We start from the raw sequence: 21,518 nt of genomic DNA, 5'->3' as shown, positions 1-21,518 counted from the left end.
CGGACGGTCTCGGACGAGATGGGAACACGGGACGACGGGCACCGCGATGCCCGTCGCCGGTCCGTGCGCGCCTACCTCCACCGGTGGGTCGAGTCCGCGGGAGCGCAGCTCCTGGTGGTCGACCCCAGCGACGACGGGGGTGTGCTCGCGGAGGCGATGGCGGGCCGCGGCGTGCACGTGACCTGGGTCGGGTCGACCCTCGACGGGCTGGTGGAGTTCGGGCGCACCGACCCGCATGCGGTCGTGGTGACGCCCGGAGCGCCGGGCATCCCCGCGGCGGAGTTCGTCGGGGTGATCCGCCAGCACGGCTCGCCGTACGTCATCGCGGGGACGTGCGACGTCGAGGACACCGGCTCCGACGGCGTCGGGCCGCTCATGCTGGCGGGGGCGTCCGCGGTCGCGGTGCGGCCCTACGCGCCCCAGCACCTGTGGGACCTGCTCACCCATGCACCCCGCTCGCTGGCCGAGCACGCGCGCCTCGAGTTCGGGCGGATCACGCTGGACGCGACGGCCTACAGCGTCCGGGTCGACGGCGAGCGGATCGGCGACCTGCCGCTCAAGGAGTTCGAGCTGCTGCGCGCGCTGCTGCTGGCCGCGCCGGGCGTGGTGACCGACGACGAGCTCAGGGACGCCCTGTGGGGCACCGACGGCAAGCGACCCGGTGGCAACACGATCGCCATGCATGTCACCCGGCTCCGGGCCCGCCTCGGCGGTGCGGCCGACGTACGCCGGATCCGCGGACGGGGCTACAGCCTCACAGCAGAATGAGCCGCAGCAGCTCGTAGCAGCCCCACGAGGCGAGTGCGGCCGCGGGGAAGGTCGAGACCCAGGCGACCAGGATGGTGCGGGCCATGCCCCAGCGCACCGCGGAGAACCGCTTGGTCGCGCCGGCGCCCATCACCGCGGAGGTGATGGTGTGGGTCGTCGAGATCGGGGCGTGGAAGACGAACGCCGTCGTGTAGAGCACGCCCGCGCCCACCGACTCGGCGGCGAAGCCGCGCGGCGGGTCGAGGTGGATGATCTTGCGGCCCAGGGTGCGCATGATCCGCCAGCCGCCGGCGTACGTGCCGGCCGAGATGGCACCGGCCGCGGCGAGGACGACCCAGATCGGCAGCGTCTCGATGTCGTACGTCGACGGGTAGGCCACGACGAGGGCGAGCAGGATGACGCCCATCGTCTTCTGCGCGTCCTGCAGGCCGTGGCCCAGCGCCAGGGCGGCGGCCGAGATCGTCTGCATGCCGCGGAAGCCCCGGTTGATCCGGTGCGGGTTGCCCTTGCGGAAGATCCACAGGATCGCGGTCATCACCACGAACGCCGCGCAGAAGCCGAACAGCGGCGAGATCACCATCGGGATGAGCACCTTCTGCACGATGGTGTCCCACTTGACGCTGACCCCGCCCGCGACCGCCGCACCCACCAGGCCGCCGATGAGGGCGTGCGAGGAGGACGACGGCAGGCCGAAGTACCAGGTGATCAGGTTCCAGATGATCGCGCCGAGCAGGCCCGCCATCACGATGACCAGGCCGTGGTGCACCCCGACCTGGAGGTTGCCATTGGCGTCCTCGATCGTGATCACGTCCGCGACCGTCTTCGCGACCTCCTGCCCGAGCAGGGCGCCGATGAAGTTCATCAACGCGGCCAGGGTGAGCGCGATCCGCGGCGTGAGCGCGCGGGTCGAGACCGACGTCGCGATCGCGTTGGCCGCGTCGTGGAAGCCGTTGGTGTAGTCGAACGCCAGGGCGATGACGACCACGGCGATGACGATCGCCAGGGTGAGGGTCATGGGAGGACCGGTCAGCCTTCCTTGACGGCGATCTGCTCCACCGTGTTCGCGACCCGCTCGAACGCGTCGATGGCGCCCTCGAGGGACTCGACGATGTCCTTGAGCTTGAGCACCTCGAGGGTCGGGTACTCGCCGGAGAACAGCTTGGCGAGCGTGCGCCGGTGGTTGCGGTCACCGGCGTTCTCGAGCCGGTTGATCTCGATCCAGTAGTCGTCGAGGGACTGCATCGACTGCAGGCGCGGCATCGCGGCCGCGGTCAGCTCGGCGCAGCGCTGGAGGACCTCGACCTGCTCGGACAGCTCGGCGGGCAGCGCGACCTGGACCTCGTAGAGCAGGATCAGGTCGACCGCCTCGTCCATCATGTCCATGACGTCGTCGAGGCCCGAGCCGAGGGCGTAGATGTCCTCGCGGTCGAACGGCGTCACGAAGGTGCTGTTGACCTTCTTGACGATCGCGTGGGTGGTCTCGTCGGCGGCGTGCTCGGCGGCACGCATCCGCTCGGCGACACCGGCCTTGTCCGACGACTCGGACAGCATCTCGGCGAGAAGCTCGGCGCCGCCCACGAGGTGCTGGGCGGACTGGGTGAAGAGGTCGTAGAAGGAGGTATCGACCGGACGCAGACGCAGACCCACATGGACTCCCGTTGAGGCGGAGGCGAACGCGCTCATGCTAGGGGACCACTTCCCCGTGAACGCAACTGCGGGCCCTCCGGCGCGCTGTGGTGCGGCGCACGGGAACGTGTTGTCGCAGGTCAGAGGCGGGTCGGGCCCCGATCAGTCGTCGGTACGACGCCTCCGCTGCTGCTCGATCAGCGTCTCCTGCAGGTGGACCGTGCCGGCGTTGCGCTTCCACTCGCCGTCGGCGCCGAGCTCCCACGCCTGGGTGGTCGGGGCGAACGCGAGGTCCAGCAGGCGTCGTACGTCGTCGCGGCTGGCCTCCGGGAGGCGCACCAACACCTCGACCCGGCGGTCCAGGTTGCGGTGCATCAGGTCGGCCGAGCCGATCCAGGTCGCCGGCTCGCCGCCGCCCTCGAAGGAGAAGACCCGGCTGTGCTCGAGGAAGCGGCCCAGGATCGAGCGGACCTTGACGTTCTCGCTGAGCCCGGCGACGCCGGGGCGCAGTGCGCAGATGCCGCGCACGAGGAGTTCGACGGGGACGCCCTCGCAGGAGGCGAGATAGAGCGCGTCGATCGTCTCCTCGTCGACGACGGAGTTGGCCTTGAGCCGGATGCCGGCAGGTCGGCCGGCCTTGACGTGCTCGATCTCGCGGTAGATCTGGTCGACCAGGCCGGTGCGCACCGAGTCGGGCGCGACCAGGAGCTCCTCGTAGGTCGCCTTGCGCGACCAGCCGGACAGGTTGTTGAACAGGTGGGCGACGTCCTCGCCGATCGTCTCGTTGGTGGTGAGGAGGCCGAGGTCCTCGTACATCCGCGACGTCTTCGGGTTGTAGTTGCCCGTGCCGATGTGGGTGTAGCGGCGGATGCCCTCGGGCTCGTCGCGGACCACCATCGCCAGCTTGCAGTGGGTCTTGAGGCCGACCAGGCCGTAGACGACGTGACAGCCGGCCTGCTCCAGCTTGCGCGCCCAGCGGATGTTGGCCTGCTCGTCGAAGCGAGCCTTGATCTCGACCAGCACCAGGACCTGCTTGCCGGCCTCGGCCGCGTCGATGAGGGCGTCGATGATGGGGGAGTCGCCGGAGGTGCGGTAGAGCGTCTGCTTGATCGCGAGCACGTGCGGGTCGGCCGCGGCCTGCTCGATGAAGCGCTGCACCGAGGTCGCGAACGAGTCGTAGGGGTGGTGCAGCAGCACGTCGCGGCGGCGCAGCGCCTTGAAGACGTCGACCGGCGCGGCCGACTCGAACTCCGCCAGCCGGGTGTGGGTGCTCGGCACGAAGGAGGGGTACTTGAGGTCCTCGCGCGGCAGGTCGGCGATCGAGTGCAGGCCGCGCAGGTCGAGCGGCCCGGGCAGCCGGAACACCTCGTTCTCGCTGATCCCGAGCTCGGAGACGAGCAGCTCGAGCACCGAGGGAGCGATCGACTCCTCGACCTCGAGCCGGACCGGCGGTCCGAACTTGCGGCGCAGCAGCTCCTTCTCGAGCGCGGCGAGCAGGTTCTCGGCGTCGTCCTCCTCGACCTCGAGGTCCTCGTTGCGGGTCACGCGGAAGGTGTGCGCCTCGAGGACCTCCATGCCGGGGAACAGGCGGCGCAGATGGGCGCCGATGACGTCCTCGAGAGGTACGAACCGGGCGTTGCCGAGCGAGACGAAGCGGTCGAAGTTCGACGGCACCTTCACCCGGGCGAACAGCTCCTTGCCCGACTTCGGGTTGCGCAGCACCACCGCGAGGTTGAGCGAGAGCCCCGAGATGTAGGGGAACGGGTGCGCCGGGTCGACGGCCAGCGGGGTCAGGACCGGGAAGATCCGGTCCTTGAACAGCCGCTTGCACTCCTTCTGCTCGTCGCGGTCCAGGTCGCCCCAGCGCACGATCTCGATGCCCTGTGCGCCGAGCGCCGGGATCACCTCGTCGTGGAAGACCCGGGCGTGGCGCTGGCTCAGCTCGGCCGATCGGCGCCAGATCGCCTCCAGCACCTCCAGCGGCATCAGGCCGCTCGCGGCCCGCACCGCCAGTCCGGTGGCGATCCGGCGCTTGAGGCCGGCCACGCGCACCATGAAGAACTCGTCGAGGTTGCTGGTGAAGATCGCCAGGAACCGGGCCCGCTCGAGCAGCGGCAGCGCCTCGTCCTCGGCCAGCTCCAGCACCCGCTCGTTGAACCGCAGCCAGGACAGCTCGCGGTCGACGAACCGGTTGTCGACCGACTCGATCGCCTCGACCAGCGCGGGATCGGGGACGTAGCCGGACTCCTCGGCCGCCGTCGGGTCGCCGGACACCGCGACCAGGGTGCCGGTCTCGGCGTCGGGGAGGAGGGACGTCGGCTGCTGCTCGGTCGACATGTTCGCGAGTGTCGCACCTCCGGGTGAACGCGAGGTGACGTCGGACGGGACGTCACGCGTCGCCGTACTCGCAGTATGTTGTGCCGCGTGAGCCTCAGGAACGCGGTCGAGTCCCGTGCCCTCTCGACGTTGATGGGACTGCCCGTGAGGGCGCAGCGTCTGGTGACCGGGCGGGCCCTCGTGCTCGACGGGCAGACCCTCGCCCCGGACATCCAGGTGATGCTGACCCTCCAGCGGATCGCCCGCAAGGGGGACCTCGCCGGCGAGTCCATCGCCCAGGGCCGCGCCGCGATGCGGGCCAATGCCGCCCTCGTGGGCGGGCGCCAGCCGATCGGGAGCGTGCGCGACCTCGCGGTCGCCGATCTCCCGGGCCGGCTCTACGAGCCCACGCGCCGGGTCGGGAACGGGCTGCTGGTCTTCTTCCACGGCGGTGGCTTCCTGTACGGCGACCTCGCCTCGCACGACGCGCCCTGCCGCCTGCTGGCGGAGGAGTCCGGCGTGCGGGTGCTGGCCGTCGAGTACCGGGTCGGGCCCGAGGCCGCCTTCCCCGCCGCCTTCGACGACGCCGAGGCCACGCTGCGCTGGGTGCACGAGAACGCCGGCTCGCTCGACGTCGACCCCGAGCGGATCGGCGTCGCCGGCGACTCGGCCGGCGGCAACCTGGCCGCCTGGACCGCGATCGCCGCCGCCCGCGCGGGCCTCCCGCTGGCCTTCCAGCTGCTCGTCTACCCGTGCACCGACGCCGACCGGTCGACCGAGAGCCTGCGGCTGTTCGGCGAGGGGCTGTACCTCACCGCCGAGTCGATCGCGTCCTTCAACGACACCTACCTGCCCCGCCCGCAGGACCGGGTCGACGAGCGGGTGAACCTGCTCGACATCGACCTCCCGGCCGGCCTCGCGCCGGCGTACGTCGTCACCGCGGGCTTCGACCCGCTGCGCGACGAGGGCGAGGACTACGCGCGGCGGATGGTGGACGCCGGTGCCGAGGTCGAGCTCAAGCGGTATGTCGACCAGATCCACGGGTTCTTGAACATCCTCGGCGTCGGACGCACGAGCCGCGCCGCCGTACGCGAGATCGCGGGGCGGGTGGCCGCCGCTCTCGGCTGACCCGGCCCGAACTGCCGTCTGATCTGCGTCGACCCGGCAGAAAGTGGCCTCAGAATCACGTCGACCCGGCAGAAAGTGGCTCGAGCTCGAGACACTTTCTGCCGGGTCGACGCCTGATGAGGGACCCGTTTGTGCCGGGTCGGCGAGAAGTCAGAGCTCGGGGCGATGCTCGCGCAGCTGGCGGAGGAACTCGTCGGCGTCGACCATCGAGCCGTCGATCACGAACGGCTCCATCGCCTTGCGCGGGAAGCGGACCTGCCAGCCCGGCTCGCCCGGACGACCGACCACCTCGACCTGCGTCTCGGGCTTGCGGATGTCGAAGCGATGCGTGGACTCGCCCTGCTCGACGTACACGACACCGCGGCTGACGCTCACCTCGACCGGCACCACCCGGGTGCGGGCCGCGGCCCAGCCGAGGCCGATCGCGACGAGGACGATGGCCACGCCGAAGGGGGTGACCAGCTTGCCGTTGAGGAGGGTCAGCAGCGCCACCATCCCGGCCACGATCGCGGTGGCGCCGAGCACCATCGAGAGCACCCGCGGGTCGCTGCCGTCGCCGGTCAGCCGGTCGCCGGGCTGAGGTCCGCCGTCGAACAGTGACAGCGACTCGCCCGCCTCCAGCGAGGCGATCTCGGCACGCGAGCTCTCCAGCGCGGCCCTCAGGCGCGCCACCTCGTCCTGGCTGGCCGCCAGGCGACGGGCCAGGTCGTCGCGCTCGAGCCGGAGCGCGACCATCGGGTCGACGTCGTGCTCGCTCACAGGTCCGGTTGCCACTGCCGCAGCGCTTCCAGGAAGGTGTGGGCGTCGACCATGCGGGAGTCGATGACCACCGGCGCCATGCTGCGCCGCAGGATGAGGACCCGCCAGGCCCGGGAGCCCGGCGTACCCGTCTGCTCGATCTTGGTGTTCGGGCTGGTCAGGTCGAAGGTGCTGTTGGTGTCGCCCTGGGTGACCTTGAGGACGCCGGTCTCGTCGATGCTGACGCTGCGCGAGGAGTTGCTCGCCTTGAGCGCGTAGCCGAGCAGGATCGCCGCCACCACCGTGAGGGTCGCGCTGAACGCGATGTCGTCGGACAGCGTGCCCTTGATCGCCCGCATGCCGACCACCGCGGCCAGGCCGAGCGCGACCAGGATGGCGAGCGGGGCCAGGCTGTCCGAGCCGCGCTTGGCGTGGAACGGGACGCGCTTGACGGCCGGCTGGGGGGCCTCGACCGCCGCGGCGACCGGGACGGGCTCGGGCTCCACGACGGGCTCAGGCTCGGGCTCAGCCTCGACGACGGGCTCCGGCTCGGGCTCCGGCTCGGGCCCCGGCTCCGGCTCGGGCTCCGGCTCGGGCTCCTGCTCGACGAGGAGCTCGGGCTCGGGCTCGGGGTCGACGAGGAGCTCGGGCTCGGCGTCCTCGGCGGCCACGTCGAGAGTCTCGACGTCGTCGAGGAACTCCTCGGTCTCGTCGGTCTCGTCCGGCGTGCTCGCGGTCGCACGCCACTGGTCCATCAGGGACGGACCGCGGTCGGCGTGCCGACCCAGCCCCCCGGTGACAGCGGGAGTCTCGGGCTCGGCCTCGTCCTCGAGGTCCTCGGTGAGCACCGGCTCGTCGGACGAGCCGTCCTCCTCGGCCAGGCGGGCGCGTATCTGCGCCATCTGGGCGGCGAGGTCGCTGACGGCGGGTACGTCGGTCGCGGGCTCGGCCTCCACCAGTGCCGCGACGTCGGGTTCGGGCTCTGGCTCGGGCTCGATGAGCAGCTCGGGCTCCGGCTCGATGAGCAGCTCGGGTTCCGGCTCGGGCTCCGGCTCGATAAGCAGCTCGGGCTCGGGTTCCGGCTCGGGCTCGATGAGCAACTCGGGCTCCGGCTCCGGCTCGGGCTCTGGCTCCGAGATCAGTTCCGGCTCCGAGATCAGTTCCGGCTCCGGCTCGGGCTCGGGCTCGATGATCAGCTCGGGCTCGGGCTCGACCACCGGCTCGGCCAGCGGTACGACGACCGCCTCACTCCGGGGAGCGTCCGGCACCTCGGGCACCTCCGGCACCTCCGGCACCTCCGGCACCTCCGGCACCTCCGCGCCGAGACCGGCGCGGATCCGGGCGACCTGCTGGGCGAGGGCGGCGGCGTCGGCGAGGGCGCGCTCGCGTTCCCGGGCGAGCTCGGCGGCGCGGGCCTCGGCCTCGGCGCGGGCGCGGGCGTGCTCGAGGGCGCGTTCCTCGGCCTCGACCAGCTCGGAGCGCAGGGTCTCGACGGCGGTGGTGTGGGCGGCGGCGGACTGCTCGAGCTCGGCGAGAGCGGCGGCGGCGCGCTCCTCGGCCTCGGCGCGGGCGCGGGTCGCCTCGGTAGCGACCTCGGAGGCGAGGGCGAGGGCCTCGGTCGCGGCCTTCTTCTCCTCGGCGAGGGCGGCGGCCGAGGTATGAGCGGCCGCGGCGGCGGCCTGGGCCTCGGTGGCGAGCTCCAGCTGCTGGCGGGCGGCCTGCTCGGCGAGCAGGCGGGCCTGGTGGGCCTCCTCGGCGCGGCGGGCCTGCTGGGTGGCGGACTCGTCGGCGGCGACGCGGGCGGCGGACTGCGCCTCGGCCCGGGCGGCGGCGTCGCCGGCGCGCCGTTCGGCGGCCTCGGCGGTCTCGAGCGCGAGGCGGGCCAGCTCGGCCTGCTCCAGCGCGGCCTCCTCGGCGAGGCGCCGGGAGGCCTGGGCCTCCTGGGCGAGGCGGGCGTGCTCGGCGGCGGCGTGCTCGGCGACCGCGCGCTCCTCGACCGCCTGGCGGGCGAGCGCACCGTGCTCCTCGGCGCTGGCCGCGGCCTGGTCGGCCAGGATCCGGGCCCGCTCCTCGGCGGCCTCAGCGGCGCGGTGGGCGTCCTGGGCGAGGGCGGCCTGCTGGCGGGCGGCCTCCTCGGCCAGCGAGCGGGCCTGGGCGATCTCTGCGGAGGTCCGCTCGGCGGCCTCGCGCTCCTCGAGCATCCGGCGCGCGAACTCGGCGTGCTCGGCGGCACTCACCGCGGCCGCCTCGGCCATCACTCGGGCGCGGGCCTCGGCGGCTTCGCGGGCCTCGTGCGCCTCGGCGGCGAGCCGGGCCTGCTCGACCGCCCGCAGCTCGGCCTCCTCGCGCTGCGCGGACGCGGCGTTGGCCAGGCGGTCGGCCTCGGCCCGGGCCTCGTTGGCCAGCCGGGCGGCCTCCTCGGCGGCGAGCCGCTCGGCGGCCTGCTCGGCTGCGGCCAGCTCGGCGTCGCGCCGCAGCCGGGCGGCGAGGGCGGCGACCACCTCGGCGTTGTCCGGTACGGCGCTCTCGGCGGCCTCGACCCCGTCCGTCGTCTCGACCGGTGCGACCAGCTCGGCCTCGATCTCGGCCCGCGCGTGGGCGAGGACCTCCTCCGGGCGCCGGGGTACGTCGTCGATCCGGTCGATGTTGGGGATGGGCTCGTCGAGCAGCGGCGGCTCGACGACGTCCTGCAGGGGACGGGCCTGGGGCCGCGGCGCGGCTCCGGGGCCCTGCCGGCGGCGCAGGCGTGCCAGGCCCTTGGGCTGGGGCGCGGGCGTCGGCTCGGCGAAGCCACCGTCGACGGCGGCCGCGATCACGCGCTGGCCGGCCTCCTCGTCGCTCAGCCGGCGATCGGGGATCGCCTGCTCGGCCACGGGCGCGCTCTCGGCCTCGACCTCCGGCTCCTCGACCTCCGGCTCCTCGACCTCGACCACCGGCTCGTCGGTCTCCGCCTCGGCGTCCTCGTCGAACCACACCTCCGCGGTCAACGGGTCCACCGGCTCGGCCTCGGCGGCCGGCTCCGGAGCGCTGACGCCGTGCGCGTCGCCGAACGGACGCTCGGTGGCACGGGCGATGATCGCCGACCAGTCGCCCGCCGTGGTCTCTTCCTCCCCGACGTTCTCCGCCGCGTCCTCGGGAGTGAGCTCCTCCGGAGCAGCGTCCTCGTCGGCAGCCTCGTCGCCCGCCCCCGAGCGCATCCGCTCCAGCCGGTCGGTGAGCGTGCCGCGGAGGGTCGGGTCCTCGGAGGCGGCGGTGGAGCCTGCCTCGAACTCGTGCGGCTCGATCTCGGTCAGCGGCCGGCCCAGGGAGCGGTCGATGACGCTGCCCCAGTCGAGGTCCTCGGCGTCACCGGGGTCGGGGAGCGCGCCGGAGCGGTTCCCGACGCGCGTCGCGATGTCGTCGCCCGGCCGCGCGGTCGCGGTGTCCTCGGAGGTCGGCTCCGCGGCGTCGGCCTCGGGCGGCACCGAGGTGTTGCTGCGGCGCAGCAGCTCCTGGACGTCGTCCGCGTCGAGCTCGCCGACGGCAGGGACGTCCTCGTCGTGACGCCGCCACAGCATGCCTCTCCGCCCCCGGCCGCGCCCAGGGCGCGACTCAGCGAGCCGGGAGTCCTCGGGACCCGGCTCGCCGTCGGTGACAGAGCTCATGGTGGGTAAATCTACTCAGGGGCGGGGGAGTTACGGGCGACTTCCGCCCGCTGGTACTGGACATGGGTGTCAGCAGCCGCGTGGTGGAAGCCCAGATCCTCGTACAACCGCCGCGCGGGGGTGTTGTCGGATTCGACATAGAGGAGCACCTCGGCCACGCCGCGGGCCGCGAGGTGCTGCAGGCCGGCCACGGTGAGAACCCGCCCGAGGCCGCGGCCCTGGGCGGCGGGGGAGACGCCGACGACGTACACCTCGCCGAGCCCGGCGTCGTGCTGCTTGGTCCAGTGGAAGCCCAGCAGCGCACCGTCGTCGTCGACCGCAAGTAGCAGGCCGGCCGGGTCGAACCACGGCTCGGCCATCCGCTCGGCCAGGCCCGCGGCGTCCAGCGCGCCCTGCTCGGGATGGTGGGCGAAGGCGGCTGCGTTGACCGCGAGCACCGCGTCGGCGTCGGAGGCGCCGAAGTCGCGGATGCGTACGCCGGCGGGCGGCTCCACCGCCGGCAGCGGTACGGCGGCCGGCCGGCGCATCACCCACAGCTCGCGCGTCCGGGCGAACCCCCACCGGCGGGCGAGCGCGGCGGCCGCTGGGTGGTCACCGTGGGACCAGGCGGTCAGCGGGCCGGGCTCGGCGACAGCCAGCGCGCCCAGGGCGCCGCCCACCCCCTTCCCCCGGGACGACGGATCCACCGCGAGGTCGAGGGCGCCCTCGTGCCGCAGCGCGAAGCCCTCGCCGCTCACCCAGGCACCCGCGCCTGCCAGCCCGTGGTGCTTGAGCCGGAGGGCCACCGCCTCGTCGACGGGGTCGGTCCCGTCGTGCTCACGGCTGGCGTCGCGCACCCGCCCGATCGCGTCGAGAGCGGCAGTGTCGGTCAGCAGGGAGGGCTCCGAGGTCACCCCTCCCACGCTATCGGCCGGGCCCGAGACCGTTTACATGTGACACCGCGACGCGGTAGGACTGCCTCCATGAAGCTGAGCCACGCCGTGGGTGGGGCGGCCGCGGCGCTCGGGGCCCTCGCCGCACGCGACCTCGTCCAGAAGAGGCACGCGCTGCAGCGCAACTTCCCGGTGATCGGCCACTTCCGGTACTGGCTCGAGACGATCGGGCCCGAGCTGCGGCAGTACATCGTGACCAGCAACGAGGAGGAGCGGCCGTTCAGCCGTGACCAGCGGACCTGGATCTATGCCTCCAGCAAGGAGGAGAACAGCTACTTCGGGTTCGGCACCGACGTCGACGTCGAGCACGTCCAGGGCCACGCCTACATCAAGCAGCGCACCTTCGCCGACCGGCTGCCGAGCGACCAGGACAGCAACTGGACCCTGCCGGCGGCCAAGGTCCTCGGCGGGCCGCGTGGGCGGGCGAAGGCGTTCCGGCCGGGCTCGGTCGTCAACATCTCCGCGATGAGCTTCGGATCGCTGTCCTCCAACGCGATCACCGCGATCAACAAGGGCGCCGCCGCGGCCGGCTGCCTGCACAACACGGGCGAGGGCGCGATCTCGCCGTACCACCGCAACGGTGCCGAGCTCGTCCTCCAGATCGGTACGGCGTACTTCGGCTGCCGTGACAAGAAGGGCGACTTCTCGCTGCCGCGGCTCTTGGAGCTGGTCGACTCCGCGCCGGTCAGGGCGCTGGAGATCAAGCTGAGCCAGGGCGCGAAGCCGGGCCTGGGCGGCCTGCTGCCGGCGGCGAAGGTGACCGCCGAGATCGCGGAGATCCGCGGCATCCCCGAGGGCAAGGACTGTGCGTCCCCGTCGCGGCACAGCGCGTTCCACGACGTCGACTCGATGCTCGACTTCGTCGAGATGCTCGCGGCCGAGACGGGACTGCCGGTCGGCATCAAGTCGGCCGTCGGGGCGATGGGCTTCTGGGAGGAGCTGGCCCGGCTGATGTCGCCGCGTGATCGCGGCGTCGACTTCATCACCGTCGACGGCGGTGAGGGCGGGACCGGCGCGGCCCCGCTGATCTTCGCCGACTCGGTCGCGCTGCCGTACCGGATGGGCTTCTCCCGGGTCTACGGCAGCTTCGCCGAGATGGGCCTGACCGACGACGTCGCGTTCATCGGCTCCGCCAAGCTCGGCCTGCCCGACAACGCGATCGTCGCGTTCGCGCTCGGCGCCGACATGATCAACGTCGCCCGCGAGGCGATGCTCTCGATCGGCTGCATCCAGGCCCAGAAGTGCCACACCGACCACTGCCCGACCGGCATCGCCACCCAGAACCCGTGGCTGGTCCACGGCCTGGACCCGGTCTCGAAGGCGGAGCGGTGCGCGGTCTACCTGCGCACCCTGCGCAAGGAGCTCACCCGGGTCTCGGCCGCCGTCGGCGTCGCACACCCGTCGCTGATCACCTGCGCCGACGTCGACATCTTCAACGGCGACTACGACGCGCGCTCACTGGCGTCGGTCTACGGCTACAAGGACGGCTGGGGCGAGCTCGGGCCCGAGCTGCGTGAGCAGGTGCTGCGCCTGATGCACACCGCCGACTACTTCGACGAGCAGGGACGCACGTCCTGATTGACGTTCGGAACCGACTGGGTTTCGAGACGCCTCGCTCGGTCCTCGCAGGCTCGGCCCGAGCCGACGCTCCTCAACCTTCGGCCGTCACCCGCGGGTTCGCAGGCTCACCCGCGGTGGCCTCAGGCGTCCTGCTGGTCCCGCTCCGCCACGGCGGCGGCGTCGGCCTCCGCCGCCGACTCCTTCGACGGCAGCACGAACCGGTAGCCGACGTTGCGCACGGTCCCGATCAGGGTCTCGTTCTCGGGGCCGAGCTTGGCGCGCAGGCGGCGGACGTGGACGTCGACAGTGCGGGTGCCGCCGAAGTAGTCGTAGCCCCAGACCTCCTGCAGCAGCTGCTGGCGGCTGAACACCCGTCCGGGGTGCTGGGCGAGGAACTTGAGGAGCTCGAACTCCTTGAAGGTCAGGTCGAGCGCGCGGCCACCGACCTTGGCGGTGTAGGTCGCCTCGTCGACCACGACCTCGCCGGAGCGGATCAGGTGGGCGTCGGGGTCGGCGGCGTCGCGGGCCGCGGTGAGCCGGCCGATCGCCATCCGGATCCGCGCCTCGAGCTCGGCGGGCCCGCAGGTGTGCAGGACGACGTCGTCCATGCCCCAGTCGTGGTTGACGACGGCCAGGCCGCCCTCGGTGACGATCAGCAGGACAGGTACGTCGGTCCCGGTCGTGCGGATCAGCCGGCACAGGTCGCGGGCACCCGCGAGGTCCTGGCGGCCGTCGACGAGGAGCAGGTCCGCGTCGGGGGCGTCGAGCAGGGCACTGCCCTCGGCGGGCAGGATCTTCACCTGGTGACCGAGCAGCGCAAGACCGGGCAACACCTCGGCGGAGGGTTGCAGGGCGCTGGTCAGCAGAAGGAGAGTGCTCACTCTGGCCTCCTCACCGGCACCGGCCGTCGCGGCGGCACCGAGTCGAGACCGAAACGCAACGTTGGGCAACGGCCAGTTTTCTGGTGAGGCACGATACCGAAATACGCAGGCAACGGGGAAGGGTCGAGCACGTGAGTGAGACGCAGGTCATCCGAGTGCGCTACTGGGCAGCCGCCCGCGCGGCCGCCGGCATCGCCGAGGAGGAGGTGGCCGTCGCCGGCCCCGTGACCCTCGCCGAGCTGCGCGCCGAGGTGGTCGGCCGGCACCCCGGCACCCGGCTCCCCGAGGTGGTCGGCGTCTGCTCGGTGCTCGTCGGCGAGCGCCCGGTGTCCTCCACGGACCCGGCCGCGGTCGTCGTACGGCCGGGGGAGACGGTCGAGTTCCTGCCGCCCTTCGCGGGCGGCTGAACACCCGCGGATCGCCCGCGGATCGGCCGCGGGCGAGAAAGGCCGTCGCCTAGACTCCCTTCCGCCGTTGTCGGTACGACGACAGCGGAGCCGACGAGGAGACCAGTGCCGAACCAGACCATCGTGCGACCGCCGACGGCGGTCCGGAGCGACGGCAGCAACGGCGTGGTCCAGCGCCGTGTGGTCACCGTCTTCCTGGTGCTGCTGGCGGCGCTGCTTGCGGCGGCCTCGGCGCGGGGGCCGATCGCGGCGATCCTCGCGATCTTCCTGGCCGTCCTGATCAGCATGTTGGCCGTGTTCGGCCGGGAGCGGGTCGCGTTCCTGGCCATGATGGCCGCGTTCGCCACGGCGCCGATGAACCGCGGCCTGTCGCCCGGGGGACCGTCCAACCCGATCACGCCGACGGACCTGCTGTTCGGGCTCGCGGTGATGCTGCTGCTCCCGACGCTGCTGCGTCGTCAGCTGCGGCTGCCGCTCACCTACGTCATCGGCATCACGCTGATCCTGGTGACCGGCACGATCGCGACGGCCGCGGCGGCCGCCCCGCTGCTGAGCGCCCTCCAGTTCGCCCAGTGGCTGGTCGTCATCCTCGGGCTGCTCGTCCTGTTCGCGGTCTGGGCGCCCAGCTGGCGGATGGTCGACATCCTGCTGTGGAGCTATGTCGCCGGACAGATGCTGAGCATCCTCTACGCACCGCTCGGGGGAGCGGTGGGCAACCGCTACCAGGGCCTCTCGCACCACCCCAACGAGTTCGGCGGCGCCGGCGTGATGGCGTTCGCGGCGCTGATGTACCTGTGGCGGCGCAACGACGCCGTCTGGTACCGCGTCGCGGTCGCGCTGGCCGCGAGCGCGTGCGGCGTCTCGGTCGTGATCAGCGGCAGCCGGGCCGCGACCGCGGTCATGGCCGGCCTGATCCTGCTGATCCCGATCGTCGAGCGTTCGGCGGTCAAGGGCTTCGTGCTGGCGATCCTCGGTGCGCTCTTCGTCTTCGCGCTGCCGCTCGTCGTCGGTGAGTCGGGCGAGGGCTCCGCGATCTCCCGCCTCGCCGGGTCCGCCGACGCCCTGGGCGCCGACAAGGCCCGCAGCGAGGCCCAGGACTTCGGCATCGACATGTTCTTCCAGCATCCGCTGCTGGGCAACGGATTCGCCGACGCGCTCTACGTCCACAACGTGGTCCTGGGCGTCGCCACCAGCATCGGCATCTTCGGCCTGATCGGCTACCTGCTGGTGCTGTTCACGCTCGCCCGTCCTGTCCTCGGGAACCATCCCAACCGCCGCCTCTGCTACGTCGTGGCGGCCTTCGTGGCGATCACCCCGACCTTCCCCGGACTCGAGGACCGCACCCTGTGGGCCCCCATGGCGCCGGCGATCCTGCTGGCCATCCAGTCCCGGCTGCCCGCCTCCGACGCGGAGCGGGACGCACGTCGATAGGGTTCACCAAATCGCGGTGAGCAAGCGTATGCTTGCCCCGCGGCGCCCCCACCCCCACCTGCCGCGTGGAGTGACTTCCCGATGCCCACTGCAGTTCAGCGCGCCATGGCGCACGCCCGGATCAAGTCGAAGGTCGCGATCGCCCGGGTCGGCCGGGACAGCCGTCGGCTCGACACGATCGTCAACCTGCCGAAGATCGAGACCTGGCGCCGCGAGCACGTCCCGGCGGGCACCCCGGCGTTCCCCGACCGCGAGGACATGTACGACCACGTCCACGCCGAGCTGATCGGCGACCAGTCGATCGACTACCTCGAGTTCGGCGTCTTCGAGGGCAGCTCGCTGCGTCACTGGGCGCGGCTGAACACCCACCCCGACTCGCGCTTCTACGGCTTCGACTCGTTCGAGGGACTCCCCGAGGAGTGGAAGCGGTTCGACCGCAAGATCGACAAGGCCCACTTCGACGTCCAGGGCGCGCTGCCCGACATCGACGACGAGCGGGTCACCTTCGTCCCGGGCTGGTTCCAGGACAGTGTCGACCCCTTCCTGGAGACCTTCACTCCCGAGCGCCAGCTGGTCGTGCACATCGACGCCGACCTCTACTCGTCGACGCTCTACGTGCTGACCCGGCTCAACGCGCTCCTGGTCCCCGGGACGATCGTCGTCTTCGACGAGTTCTCCTCGGTGCTCAACGAGTTCGCGGCCCTGGAGCACTACTGCTCGGCCTACGTGCGTGAGTACGACGTGCTCGCCTCGGCCTGGCACTACTTCTGCCAGATCGCGATCCGGATGCGCTGAGCCCCGCTCGCGCGCCTCGGCCAGGCTCAGGCGACGTCGGCCTCGGCCGGGCCGACGTACCGCTGGTGCGCCAGCTCGGGGGCGTGCAGCCGGTGGTGGCGCGGCTGGGCCATCCGCAGCGCCTTCTCGTAGCTCATCGGCTTGCGCAGGCCGAAGGTGATCAGCACCGTGTGGAGCAGGATCATGAAGTCCAGCCGCAGGCTGGGGGCGGTCGCCGAGCGCAGTGAGTACGCCGACTCGAGGGCCAGCCGCTGCTGGTCGTCGACGCCGTGGCGGCCGATCAGCTGGGGGAGACCCGTGAGACCGGCCGGGGTCACCCAGCGCGAGTCGATGTCGCCGTGGAGCTCGCTGAGCGCGTCGCGGACGACGTCGGTGAGCGGCCGGGCGCCGACGATGCTCATGTCGCCGCGCAGCACGTGGATGAACTGCGGGATCTCGTTGAGCCCGAGCCGGTCGAGCAGCCGCCCGATCGGCGTGTAGAGCGGCGAGTCAGGCGGCGTGTTCAGGAAGCGGCCGGCCTCGACGGGCGCCGTCACCTTGTTGGCGTTGGGCACCATGACCCGCAGCTTCACCATCTCGATGGCGGTGCCGGGTCCGACCCAGCGCCGCGACCTGTAGAAGATCGGTCGACCAGACAGCACCAGCACGGCGACCGCGGAGAGTGCCACGACAGGCACCCACACCACGGCAGCCAGGCAGATGACGACGATGTCGAACGCCCGCTTCTTCACCAGTGACCTCCACCAGAAATGTGTCCCCGAATTGGCGGGTGAGGCGGTCCCGCGAACCTCTCAACGACCAAGTGCCCGATGAGATACGTGTCTCGTCACAACTTTGCGAGGGATCGCCGATCACCCGTCGTCGCGCCCACCTGCGCGGCGAGCAGGTGCTCGAACCTCGTGGCGCAGCCCTGGAGCGCGAACTCCAGCTCGGCCAGGTCCCGGGAGGCCTCGCCGAGCTCGCTGCGAAGCTCGGAGTCGGCCAGCACCCCACTGACCCAGCTCGCGGCCTCGGCCAGCGAGTCGTCGGCCGGGGGCAGGACCAGGCCGCCGGCCCTCGTGACCAGCGACGAGGCGAGGTTCTCGCCCGGCATCAGGCCCAGCACCGGCCGGCCGGCGCACAGGTAGGACAGCGTCTTGGACGGCACCGAGAAGGCACCGGCCTCCTGCTCGAGCAGCACCACGAGCACGTCACCGCTGCCGAGCACCTCGGGCAGTCGCTCGTAGGGCTGGAAGGGCAGCAGCGTGACGGGTACGTCGAGCCGGCGCGCCTCGTCCTGCAGCACGTCGACCGCGGGGCCCTCGTTGACCACCACCAGCCGCACCGGCTTCCCGGCGTCGTGCACGGCTCGCGCGAGCCGGACCAGCAGGGCGGGGTTGTGCTTGAGGCCGAGGGTGCCCGAGTAGAGGAGGGTCGCGACGTCGTCGAGCTGGTGCTCGGTCGCCCAGTCGTTCTTGCGCTCGGTCGGGACGATCTCGTCGAGCGGGGCCCAGTTCGGGATGACGGTGACCTTGTCGGCCGTCCCCCACGCCTCGTGGACCGGTACGAAGGACGGGGCGATGACGACGATCGCCGCGGCGCGCCGCGAGCACCACCGCTCGGCCACCTCGAAGGCCCACGCGACGAGCGCGAACCGCTTCGGCAGCTTGCTGCCGGTGAACGACTTCACCGCCACGGCGTAGACGTCCTGGTGCCACAGCACCCACGGACGCCGGAGCACCGCCATCACGAACGAGAAGATCACCAGGGTAGGGATCTGCACGTTGGACAGCATCACGATGTCCGGGTCGACCTTGCGGACGTGCTGCACCAGCTCGACGCCGCGGCGGACCTCGCGCAGCAGCCGCTGCGCCATCCGCTGGTTGTCGACCTTCTTGGCGCCGCCGATCGCCTCGAAGGTGATCGACTCGCCGGGGATCGCCTCGAGGCGACCCTTCCCGGAGACGTAGCCCTCGACGTACGAGTGCGTGACGTCGTGGCCGCGCCGGGCCAGCTCACGGCTGAGCTCGGCCTGGAAGGGGTGCCCGCTGTGGTCGTGGACGAGGATGCGCACCGTGCCGCTGTCCGCTCAGCCCTGGGCGCGCTTGACCTGGTCGTAGACCCAGGCGTAGGTCTGCGCGAGGCCGTCGGCGAGACTGATCGACGGCTCCCAGCCGAAGACCTCGTTGATCATCGTGTTGTCGGAGTTGCGGCCGCGCACGCCCTGCGGGGCGGACAGGTCGTACTTCCGCTCGCACTTGATGCCGGCGATCTCCTCGACGATCGTGTAGAGCTGGTTGATCGAAACCAGCTCGGCCGAGCCCAGGTTGATCGGGTCCTCGAGGTCGCTGGCCAGGATCATCTGGGAGCCCTTGACGCAGTCGTCGATGTACATGAACGACCTCGTCTGCTCGCCGTCGCCCCAGATCTCGAGCTCGTGCCGGCCAGAGATGACCGCCTCGGCGATCTTGCGGCACACGGCGGCGGGAGCCTTCTCGCGGCCACCGGTCCACGTGCCCTCGGGGCCGTAGACGTTGTGGTAGCGCGCCATCCGGGTGGTGAGGCCGAAGTCCTCGCGGAAGTGGCGGGCCATCCGCTCGGTGAAGAGCTTCTCCCAGCCGTAGCCGTCCTCGGGCATGGCGGGGTAGGCGTCGGACTCCTTGAGCGCGGTGACGCCCGGGTCGGTCTGCTTGTCGGCGGCGTAGACGCAGGCCGACGAGGAGTAGAAGTAGCGCTCTACGTCGTACTTCTTGGCAGCCTGGAGCATGTGGGTGCTGGTCAGCACCGTCAGCATGCACAGGGCCTTGTTGTTCTCGATGAAGCCCATGCCGCCCATGTCGGCGGCGAGCATGTAGACCTCGCGCGCGCCCTTCGTGGCGGCCTCGGCCTGGTCGAGCAGCGACAGGTCGCCGACGGCGTTCTGCGCGTCCGGGTGCACCTGGTACCACTCGTCGATCGGCTTCACGTCGACCGAACGAACCGTCTTGCCCTGGGCGAGGAGGTCAGCGACCAGGTGACCTCCGATGAAGCCGCCGCCACCGGCGACGAGCACATCTACTGGGCCCGAGTTCATGCGCACTCCTCAATGTCGATTGGATCCGCCCCCCAGCGTCGTGTGACCAACGAGAGGCCGCCGGGTGCGTCACGGCCTCCGTCCGCGAATCCGGGGACTGGTGTGAAGTCGGGACCAAGTACCCGCTTGGTCCCGGCCTACTAGGGTGAGGCCGTGCGTACCGCCCTCGTCACCGGCGTCGCGGGGCAGGACGGTGTCTACCTCGCGCGCTCCCTCCGTGCCGCCGGCACCGCCGTCGTCGGGACCGTCGCGCCCGGGTTCGCCGCGACCGATCCGCGACGGGTCCACCTCGACGGGGTCGACCTGCGCGAGCTCGACGTCCGCGACGGTGCGGCGCTCGAGGCGCTGGTCGCCGAGGTCGTGCCCGACGAGGTCTACAACCTGGCCGCGCTGAGCTCGGTCGGCCGCAGCTGGGAGGAGCCGGAGCTCACGGCGGCGACCAACGCCGCGCCGGTCGAGCACCTCGTCGCCGCGCTGCTGCGGCTGCGTGCCGCCCGCGGCCACGACGCCCGGCTCTTCCAGGCCTCCTCCGCGGAGGTGCACGGCAGCGCTGCCGACAGCCCGTACGCCAAGGCCAAGGCCGCGGCCGACGAGGTGGTCCGGCGGGCGCGTGCCGACCACGACCTGTTCGCGGTCTGCGGCGTGCTCCACAACCACGAGAGCCCCCTGCGACCGCCCCGCTTCGTGACCCGCAAGATCACCCTGGGTGCGGCCGGCATCGCGCTCGGCCGCTGCGCCACGATCAGCCTCGGCAACCTCGACGTGCACCGCGACTGGGGGTTCGCCGGGGAGTACGTCGAGGCGATGCGGCTCCAGCTCGCCCACGACGAGCCGCTCGACCTCCCGATCGGCACCGGGACCGCGCACTCCCTGCAGGACCTGCTCGAGGTGGCGTTCGCGGCTGCCGGACTCGGCGAGCCGGGGGACCGTGTGGTGCAGGACCCGGCGCTGCTGCGGCCCGCGGACACCTCGGTGTTCGTCGCCGACCCCGAGCCGGCCGCGGCCGCGATCGGCTGGCGGGCTCGGGTCGGCTTCGACGCGCTGGTCGAGCACATGGTCGCCGTCGACCTGGAGCGGCTGCGCTCCGGTGTCGAGGAGTCGCCGGGCTACCTGGCGCTCCCCTAGCGTCGCTCAGTCCGCGAGGACGTTGCGGGCGCCGGCCCGGGTGAACGCCTCCTGGTTCTTGGCGTACCACTCGACGGTCCGGTTCAGGCCCTCCTCGAAGCTGACCCGCGGCGTGAAGCCGAACTCGTGGAGCTTGCTTGAGTCGAGGAACTGGTCGGGGATCTCGATGAAGTTCGCGGGCTTCGGGATCGTGACGGGCTCGAGCGCGCCGCCGAGGATGCCGCCGATCTGCTCGATCACCTGGCGCACGCTGCGGATGTTGCTGTAGTCGCCCGGCGCCTTGCCCGACGCGCTGGAGAAGCTCCCGACGTTGAACGCCGGCCAGCCGTACGTCGCGCGGCCGGTGCGGGGCATCGCGGTGCTGAAGTGGCGCTCGACGTTCTCGGCGAGGTAGAGGTAGGAGTCGACGAGGTCGTCGATGTAGACGTACTCGCGCAGCACGTCGGCGTTGCCGAGGTTGATCACCGGCGCCTTGTTGTTGAGCATCCGCAGGCTGGTGCGGGGGATCAGCCGGGTGAAGTTGAGGTCGCCCGCGCCGTAGATGTTGCAGCTGCGCACGATCAGGGCCGGCACGTTGAACTGGAAGCCGTAGGTCTGCGCGATCAGGTCGGCGCACGCCTTCGAGGCGCTGTAGACGTCCATGCCGCGCAGCGCGTGACCCTCGCGGTACGGCAGCGGCTCCGGGTCGTCGGCGTCGGCGTGGTCGCCGTACGACTTGTCGGTCGAGGCGATCAACACCCGCGGGATGTCGTTGATCCGCGCGGCCTCGAGCAGGTTGAGGGTCGGCAGGATGTTGTTGTGCAGCGTGCTCATCGGCGCGTTGGCCGCGTCGGCGACGATCGCCGACGCCGCGAGGTGGAAGATCGTGTCGATCTGGTGGCGGTTGCACAGGCGCTGAACCTGGGTGAAGTCGTCCATCTCGCAGACCTCGACGTCCGGCCGGGCGTCGAAGCCGAGCAGCGCCGCGGTGGGGACCGGCCGGTTGTGCCGCACCGTGATCGTGACCATGGCGCCGCGGCGCAGCAGTGCCTCGGTCAGGTTGCTGGCGACGAAGCCGTCGCCGCCCGTGATCAGCACGCGCTTGCCGTACCAGAAGTCGTTCATGGTGGGGGTCC

General features: G+C 71.8%; 18 protein-coding genes. 7 read left to right on the top strand and 11 right to left on the bottom strand.

Annotation, left to right across the window (positions count from 1 at the left end; genetic code table 11):
- The first annotated feature begins 18 nt into the window (after positions 1-18).
- Positions 19-768 carry a winged helix-turn-helix domain-containing protein gene (locus QI633_RS22500; RefSeq protein WP_141797277.1) on the top strand — a complete coding sequence of 250 codons (750 nt, stop codon included), beginning with the start codon at positions 19-21 and terminating at the stop codon, positions 766-768.
- Here QI633_RS22500 and QI633_RS22495 read toward each other — a convergent pair.
- From QI633_RS22495 to QI633_RS22485, 3 genes are all read right to left on the bottom strand, one after another.
- On the bottom strand, positions 755-1,783 hold the full coding sequence (locus QI633_RS22495; protein ID WP_141797278.1) for an inorganic phosphate transporter: 1,029 nt from the start codon (positions 1,781-1,783) through the stop codon (positions 755-757). The genes QI633_RS22500 and QI633_RS22495 overlap by 14 nt on opposite strands.
- 11 nt (positions 1,784-1,794) lie before the next feature.
- Positions 1,795-2,415 carry a DUF47 family protein gene (locus tag QI633_RS22490; RefSeq protein ID WP_141797279.1) on the bottom strand — a complete coding sequence of 207 codons (621 nt, stop codon included), beginning with the start codon at positions 2,413-2,415 and terminating at the stop codon, positions 1,795-1,797.
- 141 nt (positions 2,416-2,556) lie between these two features.
- Positions 2,557-4,731, bottom strand: a complete 2,175-nt coding sequence (locus QI633_RS22485) for an RNA degradosome polyphosphate kinase (RefSeq protein ID WP_141797280.1) — start codon at positions 4,729-4,731, stop codon at positions 2,557-2,559.
- Positions 4,732-4,818: 87 nt separating this feature from the next.
- Here QI633_RS22485 and QI633_RS22480 point away from each other — a divergent pair, with 87 nt between their 5' ends.
- On the top strand, positions 4,819-5,838 hold the full coding sequence (locus QI633_RS22480) for an alpha/beta hydrolase (protein ID WP_282427127.1): 1,020 nt from the start codon (positions 4,819-4,821) through the stop codon (positions 5,836-5,838).
- A gap of 150 nt (positions 5,839-5,988) precedes the next feature.
- Here the strand turns inward: QI633_RS22480 and QI633_RS22475 are convergent, their stop codons facing one another.
- Genes QI633_RS22475 through mshD form a run of 3 tightly spaced genes read right to left on the bottom strand, consistent with a single transcriptional unit; the run spans position 5,989 to position 11,113 of the window.
- Positions 5,989-6,597 carry a hypothetical protein gene (locus tag QI633_RS22475; RefSeq protein WP_141797282.1) on the bottom strand — a complete coding sequence of 203 codons (609 nt, stop codon included), beginning with the start codon at positions 6,595-6,597 and terminating at the stop codon, positions 5,989-5,991.
- Positions 6,594-10,220 (bottom strand): hypothetical protein, encoded by a 3,627-nt coding sequence (locus QI633_RS22470; RefSeq protein WP_282427126.1) that lies wholly within the window; start codon positions 10,218-10,220, stop codon positions 6,594-6,596. The genes QI633_RS22475 and QI633_RS22470 overlap by 4 nt, the downstream gene beginning before the upstream one ends.
- A gap of 11 nt (positions 10,221-10,231) precedes the next feature.
- Positions 10,232-11,113: a mycothiol synthase gene (mshD, locus tag QI633_RS22465; RefSeq protein WP_282427125.1), complete on the bottom strand. Its 882-nt coding sequence runs from the start codon at positions 11,111-11,113 to the stop codon at positions 10,232-10,234.
- Positions 11,114-11,182: 69 nt separating this feature from the next.
- Here mshD and QI633_RS22460 point away from each other — a divergent pair, with 69 nt between their 5' ends.
- Entirely contained in the window at positions 11,183-12,730 is a 1,548-nt protein-coding gene (locus QI633_RS22460) for an FMN-binding glutamate synthase family protein (protein WP_282427124.1), read from the top strand.
- 122 nt (positions 12,731-12,852) lie between these two features.
- Here the strand turns inward: QI633_RS22460 and QI633_RS22455 are convergent, their stop codons facing one another.
- The gene (locus QI633_RS22455; RefSeq protein WP_141797285.1) at positions 12,853-13,593 is read right to left on the bottom strand and encodes a response regulator transcription factor; all 741 of its coding nucleotides are present in this window, start codon (positions 13,591-13,593) and stop codon (positions 12,853-12,855) included.
- Positions 13,594-13,724: 131 nt separating this feature from the next.
- Here QI633_RS22455 and QI633_RS22450 point away from each other — a divergent pair, with 131 nt between their 5' ends.
- From QI633_RS22450 to QI633_RS22440, 3 genes are all read left to right on the top strand, one after another.
- On the top strand, positions 13,725-14,000 hold the full coding sequence (locus tag QI633_RS22450) for a MoaD/ThiS family protein (protein ID WP_282427123.1): 276 nt from the start codon (positions 13,725-13,727) through the stop codon (positions 13,998-14,000).
- A 105-nt stretch (positions 14,001-14,105) separates the two neighbouring features.
- A complete protein-coding gene (locus QI633_RS22445; RefSeq protein ID WP_282427122.1) occupies positions 14,106-15,431 on the top strand; it encodes a hypothetical protein in 1,326 nt (441 codons plus the stop codon).
- An 81-nt stretch (positions 15,432-15,512) separates the two neighbouring features.
- Positions 15,513-16,226, top strand: a complete 714-nt coding sequence (locus tag QI633_RS22440) for a TylF/MycF/NovP-related O-methyltransferase (RefSeq protein WP_282427121.1) — start codon at positions 15,513-15,515, stop codon at positions 16,224-16,226.
- Positions 16,227-16,252: 26 nt separating this feature from the next.
- On the opposite strand, the gene QI633_RS22435 is transcribed toward QI633_RS22440, so the two are convergent.
- From QI633_RS22435 to QI633_RS22425, 3 genes are all read right to left on the bottom strand, one after another.
- Positions 16,253-16,957, bottom strand: a complete 705-nt coding sequence (locus tag QI633_RS22435) for a sugar transferase (protein ID WP_160158170.1) — start codon at positions 16,955-16,957, stop codon at positions 16,253-16,255.
- A 95-nt stretch (positions 16,958-17,052) separates the two neighbouring features.
- Positions 17,053-18,279 carry a glycosyltransferase family 4 protein gene (locus tag QI633_RS22430; protein WP_141797290.1) on the bottom strand — a complete coding sequence of 409 codons (1,227 nt, stop codon included), beginning with the start codon at positions 18,277-18,279 and terminating at the stop codon, positions 17,053-17,055.
- Between the two features lie 15 nt (positions 18,280-18,294).
- Positions 18,295-19,278 (bottom strand): NAD-dependent epimerase/dehydratase family protein, encoded by a 984-nt coding sequence (locus QI633_RS22425; protein ID WP_141797291.1) that lies wholly within the window; start codon positions 19,276-19,278, stop codon positions 18,295-18,297.
- A 153-nt stretch (positions 19,279-19,431) separates the two neighbouring features.
- On the opposite strand from QI633_RS22425, the gene QI633_RS22420 reads away from it, so the two are divergent.
- Entirely contained in the window at positions 19,432-20,403 is a 972-nt protein-coding gene (locus QI633_RS22420; RefSeq protein ID WP_141797292.1) for a GDP-mannose 4,6-dehydratase, read from the top strand.
- 6 nt (positions 20,404-20,409) lie between these two features.
- Here the strand turns inward: QI633_RS22420 and QI633_RS22415 are convergent, their stop codons facing one another.
- Positions 20,410-21,507 (bottom strand): NAD(P)-dependent oxidoreductase, encoded by a 1,098-nt coding sequence (locus QI633_RS22415; protein ID WP_141797293.1) that lies wholly within the window; start codon positions 21,505-21,507, stop codon positions 20,410-20,412.
- Positions 21,508-21,518: the final 11 nt, after the last annotated feature.

Source organism: Nocardioides sp. QY071 (assembly GCF_029961765.1).
Lineage (GTDB): Bacteria > Actinomycetota > Actinomycetes > Propionibacteriales > Nocardioidaceae > Nocardioides.
Note: the sequence above shows the minus strand (reverse complement) of the source record. Positions and strands in the feature narration are given on the sequence as shown.

Coding starts and splice junctions, on each gene's coding strand:
- QI633_RS22500 (WP_141797277.1), top strand. CDS start 19: ATGGGAACACGGGACGACGGGCACCGCGATGCCCGTCGCCGGTCCGTG.
- QI633_RS22495 (WP_141797278.1), bottom strand. CDS start 1,783: ATGACCCTCACCCTGGCGATCGTCATCGCCGTGGTCGTCATCGCCCTG.
- QI633_RS22485 (WP_141797280.1), bottom strand. CDS start 4,731: ATGTCGACCGAGCAGCAGCCGACGTCCCTCCTCCCCGACGCCGAGACC.
- QI633_RS22470 (WP_282427126.1), bottom strand. CDS start 10,220: ATGAGCTCTGTCACCGACGGCGAGCCGGGTCCCGAGGACTCCCGGCTC.
- QI633_RS22460 (WP_282427124.1), top strand. CDS start 11,183: ATGAAGCTGAGCCACGCCGTGGGTGGGGCGGCCGCGGCGCTCGGGGCC.
- QI633_RS22440 (WP_282427121.1), top strand. CDS start 15,513: ATGCCCACTGCAGTTCAGCGCGCCATGGCGCACGCCCGGATCAAGTCG.
- QI633_RS22425 (WP_141797291.1), bottom strand. CDS start 19,278: ATGAACTCGGGCCCAGTAGATGTGCTCGTCGCCGGTGGCGGCGGCTTC.
- QI633_RS22415 (WP_141797293.1), bottom strand. CDS start 21,507: ATGAACGACTTCTGGTACGGCAAGCGCGTGCTGATCACGGGCGGCGAC.